A 1,512-nucleotide genomic window follows, 5' to 3' on the forward strand; every position below is an offset into this window, starting at 1 on the left:
CAGGTAATTCAGAATATCTATGTTCGGCGGGAGGAGATAATTGAAGTCACTCAATTGAAGTAGGAAGATTTAAAGAGGATAGTGATTTACGTATTGAAATTATTCTTTCTCAAATAATAAAAATTAAAAATACAGTTCCAATAAAAGAAATAAGGGAGCCAATAGAAGAAATAATATTTCATCTTAAATAAGCATCTGGGTAATCAGAATAACGTCGAGGTATTCCTCTTAAACCTAAGAAATGTTGTGGGAAAAATGTTAAATTAACACCTAAAAATATGATAGCGAATTGGATTTTTAATAATTTATCATTTAAGGTTAAACCAGTGAATAAAGGGTATCATTGAATAAAACCTCCTATAATAGCAAAAACAGCCCCTATTGAAAGTACATAATGAAAATGAGCTACTACATAATAAGTATCGTGTAGAATAATATCAATTGAGGAATTTGCTAATACTACTCCTGTTAATCCTCCTATAGTAAATAGGAAAACAAACCCAAGAGCCCATAACATTGAAGGTGAAAAATTTACTTGAGTTCCATGGAGAGTGGCCAACCACCTGAAAATTTTAATTCCTGTTGGAACTGCAATAATTATTGTTGCTGAAGTAAAATAGGCTCGAGTATCAACATCTATTCCTACAGTAAATATGTGATGGGCTCAAACAATAAAACCTAATAAACCAATAGCTAATATAGCATAAATTATTCCAAGAGCCCCGAAGGTTTCCTTTTTACCTCTCTCCTGTCTAATAATATGAGAGATTATTCCAAATCCAGGAAGAATTAGAATATAAACTTCTGGGTGCCCAAAAAATCAAAAAAGATGCTGGTAAAGAATAGGATCACCTCCTCCTGCAGGGTCAAAGAAAGAAGTGTTTAAATTTCGATCAGTTAATAATATGGTGATAGCCCCTGCTAAAACAGGTAAAGATAAAAGTAAAAGTAATGCAGTAATTGCAATTGATCATACTAATAATGGTGCTCGGTCTAATGTTATACCCGAAGCTCGTATGTTAATTACTGTTGTAATAAAGTTAATGGCTCCTAGAATAGAAGAGATTCCCGCCAAATGTAATCTGAAAATTGCTAAATCTACAGATGCCCCTCTATGGGCAATATTAGAAGCTAAAGGAGGGTAAACAGTTCACCCTGTACCAGCACCTCTTTCTACTATTCTTCTTATAAGAAGAAGAGTTAGTGATGGAGGTAATAATCAAAATCTTATATTATTTATTCGAGGGAAGGCTATATCTGGGGCACCTAATATCAAAGGAACCAGTCAATTACCAAATCCCCCTATTATAATAGGTATAACTATAAAAAAAATTATAATAAAAGCGTGTGCGGTTACAATAACGTTATAGATTTGATCGTTCCCGATTAAAGCTCCTGGGTTTCCTAATTCAGCCCGAATTAATAAACTAAGCGCGGTTCCTACTATACCTGATCAAGCTCCAAAAATAAAATATAATGTTCCAATATCTTTATGATTTGTTGAAAATAATC

At 33.0% G+C, this 1,512-nt stretch carries 1 pseudogene; it reads right to left on the reverse strand.

The features are described 5' to 3' along the window. Window positions 1-115: 115 nt before the first annotated feature. Window positions 116-1,512: pseudogene (locus GO014_RS18880) on the reverse strand (cytochrome-c oxidase subunit 1); the annotation flags it as partial.

It is taken from the genome of Devosia marina (genome assembly GCF_009758415.1).
Lineage (GTDB): Bacteria > Pseudomonadota > Alphaproteobacteria > Rhizobiales > Devosiaceae > Devosia > Devosia marina.